The 4,628-nt window shown below is 50.9% G+C and carries 1 protein-coding gene; it reads left to right on the forward strand.

The features are described 5' to 3' along the window. Positions 1-4,435 (forward strand): amino acid adenylation domain-containing protein (locus tag AAC854_RS21160; protein ID WP_422824115.1); only part of this gene is annotated, 4,435 nt, incomplete at its 5' end. Between the last annotated feature and the right edge of the window lie 193 nt (positions 4,436-4,628).

Here is a 4,628-nt window from a genome sequence, read left to right on the forward strand (position 1 = left end):
GCGTGCCCACTTAAGCGCAATCTTGCCTGATTATATGGTGCCGGCGGCTTTTGTCCGTCTGGATGAATTCCCGTTGACGCCGAATGGTAAACTGGATCGCCGGGCATTGCCAGCTCCGGGAGAGGAAGACGTTGCCCGTCAGGTTTATGAAGCTCCGCAAGGAGAAATAGAGACGGCGTTAGCGGCTATCTGGCGTGAGGTGTTAGGGGTTGAACAGATTAGCCGACATGATAATTTCTTCGCGTTGGGGGGCCATTCGTTGTTGGCTGCGCGGGTGATGAACCGGGTAGCCGCTTTCGGTGTTGAGCTACCGCTTGTTACCTTGTTTATGTCACCCTCTCTGGCTGCTTTTGCGGAGAGGATCTACGCACAATGTAATGAGGATAGTGACAGGTTGCCTGAGATTACTCCGGTATCCCGCGATAGTGCTCTGCCATTGTCGTTTAGCCAGCATCATCTGTGGTTCCTCGCTCAGTTTGAAAAGGTGAGTGATACTTACCATATTCCTGTAATACAGCATTTGCGTGGTCAGTTTGATATCGGTGCCTGGCAGCGGGCGCTTAATGCTCTGTTTGCTCGCCACGAAGCTTTGCGTTCTGTTTTTGTGACGGTTGATGGTCAACCCCAGGTCGGGCTATTGCCGACTGAATCCGGTTTGTCCATGAAGAAATATGATCTGCGAGGCGCACCTGACGCGGACGGAGAACTTAAGCGTTTGTGTGTGGAGGAGTTTGGGCTATCGTTTGATCTTGCACAGGGACCATTAATCCGCTCCAGTTTGATACAGCTGGCAGACGATGAGTATGTATCTCTGCTGATCTTGCATCATATTATTTTTGATGGCTGGTCTTTAGGGATACTGAAATCAGAGCTAAGTGCCCTCTATACGGCTTTTGTGACAGGTCAACCTGATCCACTACCACCTTTGATGATTCAGTATCCTGATTATGCTGCATGGCAGCGTCAGTGGCTTTCGGTTGAACGCTTACAGTCTCAATCTGACTATTGGCGTACCATGTTGGCTGGTACACCGGTACTGCTTGATTTACCAACCGATCGGCCACGTCCTCCTCTACAGTCGTTTATAGGGAGTTCATTGCCCATCAATCTGGATGAGGAGTTAACGAAATCCCTCAAGCGCCTGAGTGAGCAGCAGGGGACAACGTTATTCATCACCATTCTGTCAGCCTGGGCGATGGTTCTGTCACGCTTGTCAGGTCAGAGTGATCTGGTTATCGGCACACCTTGTGCCGGCCGTGGACGTCAGGAAATTGAATCCCTGGTGGGTTTCTTTGTCAATGTATTGGCCTTACGTATCGACTTATCGGGCACGCCGGATGTGACGGAATTACTTGCGCGTGTGCGGCAAACGACGTTGGCGGCACAGGATAATCAGGATCTGCCGTTTGAACAGGTGCTGGAAATTGTGCAACCACCGCGCAGACTGGCGCATACCCCGCTGTTCCAGGTGATGTTTGCCTGGCAGAACAATGAGAAAATAGAGTGGAAATTGCCAGCGCTGGAAATCTTGCCGGTTGATCAGGTTTTTGATGTGGTCAAGTTTGATCTTGAACTTAACCTGTTTGAGGAAGAAGGCAGAATTGTAGGTAGTCTGAATTATGCAACGGCCTTGTTTGATCAACAGACAATCGAACGGTATGTGGGTTATCTGCACACCGTATTGCAAGTGATGGTGGCTAACCCACAACAACCCGTCAGGGAGATTGATATTTTGTCACCGGCGGAACGTAGGCTGTTGCTGGGAACGCGGAATGCGACTGAAACAGCCTATTCTGAACAGGTGTGCATTCATCAGTTGTTTGAACAACAGGTGAAGAAAACCCCAGATGCTACAGCGGTGATACATCAGGCGCAGATCTTCAGCTATGCGGAACTGAATGTTCAGGCTAACCGGCTGGCTCATCAGCTTATCTCTCTGGGGGTAGTGCCGGATCAGCGGGTGGCGATTTGTGTGACACGTTCGCCAGCGATGGTGGTGGCACTATTGGCTGTACTGAAAGCGGGTGGCGCCTACGTACCACTGGACCCCGCCTATCCGGTTGATCGTCTGACTTATATGCTGAATGATGCCGCCCCGTTAGATCCCGTCCCGTTAATAGTACTGGCGGATAATACCGGGCGTGCCGCTTTGGGTGAAGAAGCACTGGCGAAATTCACCGTACTTGACCTGAATGCCCTGCCTGACCAGCCGGACAACAATCAACCGGAAAACAGTCAACCGGAAAACAGTCAACCGGACAACAATCCGCAGATCCCTGCGTTAACTTCACGGCATCTGGCCTATGTGATTTATACTTCCGGCTCGACCGGTATGCCGAAAGGGGTGATGGTTGAACATCGTGGGCTGGTCAACCTTACCCGGGATAAAATCAGCCAGTTTGACATTCATTCCCATAGCCGGATGTTGCAATTCGCCTCATCTGGTTTCGATGCCAGTGTCTGGGAAATCATGATGGCATTGTGTGGTGGCGCCACTCTGGACATTCCTGCCGATACGGTTCGTCAGGACCCGCGCCGCCTTTGGCATTATCTGGAAGAACGGGCGGTGACTCATGCCTGCCTGACACCGGCTCTGCTGCGGGATGGTGCGGATTTACCGGAGATAAACATAAGACCAACATTGATACTGGGCGGAGAAGCGCCTAGTGCGGCGCTAATTCAGGCACTGCATGGACGGGCCACGCTGTTCAATGCTTATGGCCCGACAGAAAGCACGGTATGTGCCACCACCTGGCGTTGTCCGGCAGATTATACCGATACATTAATTCCTATCGGATGTCCGACAGCCAACACCTGTGTCTATCTGCTGGATGCCGGCGGCCAGCCGGTTCCATTGGGAGCGGTAGGGGAGCTGTATATTGGTGGTGACGGTGTAGCACGTGGCTATCTCAATCGTCCTGATCTGACCGCTGAACGTTTCCTGACTGACCCGTTTAGTCAGACACCGGATGCACGGATGTACCGCACCGGGGATTTGGCCTGCTACTTGCCGGATGGCAACCTGATATTTATTGGCCGCAACGACCAGCAAGTTAAAATCCGGGGATTCCGGATTGAACCGGGAGAGATTGAAGCCCGGCTGACGGAGTACCCGACGGTGCGTGAAGCTATCGTACTGGCTCTGGGTGATGGTCAGGATAAACGTCTGGTGGCTTATGTGGTGGCACCAGCGGAAGCTGGACTGGCTACCTGTTTGTATAGCCATCTGAGAGCACTGTTGCCTGACTACATGGTGCCGGCGGCTTTTGTCCGTCTGAACACCTTTCCGCTGACCCCTAACGGTAAGCTGGATCGTCGGGCGCTGCCGGAACCTGATCAGAATGCCTTTGTTCATCAAGCCTATGAAGCGCCGCAGGGGGAAGTTGAGATCGCATTGGCTGCTATCTGGCGTGAATTGCTGGAGGTTGAGCAAATAGGCCGGTATGACAATTTCTTTGCGTTGGGTGGACACTCGCTGCTTGCTATGCGGATGATAAACCTTGCCGCAGGCCGTGGTTTGATGTGTACATTGAATGACCTGTTCCAATTCCCTGTGCTGGCTGAACTGGTATCAAAAATCACATTAGATCCACTGTCCCAGCCGCAAAGCAGTGCGATACCTGTGCGGCCCTTCGGAACGGAACCACCGCTATTCTTTGTGCCCAGCGGTATGTATGATTACTCCTATGTCTTTGGATTAGCACAACATATTCAGTCTGATTATCCGATTTACGCCTTACCCTGGCCGTCCATCAATGAAGAGCCGATATCGACTATTGAGGAGTTGGCTGCCAAAATGATCACCTTTATGAAGGCGGTTCAACCGGAAGGCCGATACCGGATCTACGGTTACTCTTCTGGTGGTGTATTGGCTTATGCCATTGCCCAGCAACTTTTGAACGCCGGTGAGACCGTCGATTTTCTGGGTTTGATTGATACGCCTGCCCCTCACTGCTTTAAGCAGCAGGTTATTAAACCAAAGCTTCATTTTCTTGTTGAACTGGCAAAACAGTCGGGCGGGGAACATGAAGAGGAGATTACGGTATTGCATCAGAGAATTGATAAACTGAATTTGGTGCAATTTATTGCTGCGGCGCAGGAACTGGAGCTATATCCGGCAAATCTGCGTCCTGACTTGATCGCAAGACGCTGGGAACAGATGGTAAATTATATGCAAATGGTCAAGGAATATGAACCACAGGCATTGGCAATAACGCTCCACCAGTTCTATGCGACAGAATCTTATCCGCAGCTCCCTTTCGTTACGGAAGAACTATTACCTTCCTTGAGTATGGAGCCGTCGTTAGGTTGGAAGCAGGTCGTGCCTGATTCTTCACTCCGGCTAACATCTGTACCGGGCGACCACTTTAGCCTGATGGAGGATAGTGAAAATAAAACCATTTTGGCTAATACCTTAAGTATGGCGTTAAATTAACCTGATTGTTACTCGCGAGACCAGCAAGGCTGGTCTCGCATGTTTGATGAGGATTAATCAAAGTATGCTCGTGCACTGGGTAAAGCTGAGTTAACATATTAAGTGCAACAGGTGAGATATTAAAAGGTGGGAGTCAACTGTGATAAATTTCACAGCTCTCACACCCGAAATAGTAGCCTGATATGCATAAACA

This window comes from Xenorhabdus entomophaga (assembly GCF_037996725.1).
Lineage (GTDB): Bacteria > Pseudomonadota > Gammaproteobacteria > Enterobacterales > Enterobacteriaceae > Xenorhabdus > Xenorhabdus khoisanae.